General features: G+C 71.1%; 1 protein-coding gene. It reads right to left on the bottom strand.

Annotation, left to right across the window (positions count from 1 at the left end):
• Positions 1-40 precede the first annotated feature (40 nt).
• On the bottom strand, positions 41-305 hold a 265-nt coding region (locus J0695_RS42655), incomplete at its 5' end, for a response regulator transcription factor (protein ID WP_206970159.1).

Raw genomic sequence — 305 nt, forward strand, 5'->3', positions numbered from 1 at the left:
CAGCTGAGCTACGTCCGCATGCGCCGTGGCGCGAGAGCAACTATACCCAACCTCGCTCGCGCGCGAGTCGCACCGCGGCATGACGGTTCTCCGCACCGAGTTTCGAGGCGGCGGACGACAGGTAGTTCCGCACGGTCCCCTGGGACAGCGCGGCCCGCTCCGCGATCTCCGCCACCGGTGCGCCGCCGGCCGCGAGTTCCAGCACCTCGGCCTCACGCACGGTCAGCGGCGAGTCACCGGCGGCGATCGCGTCGGCCGCCAACTCGGGATCCACGTAACGGTTTCCCGCGTGCACGGTGCGGATG

The organism is Streptomyces beijiangensis, from assembly GCF_017315755.1.
GTDB lineage: Bacteria > Actinomycetota > Actinomycetes > Streptomycetales > Streptomycetaceae > Streptomyces > Streptomyces beijiangensis.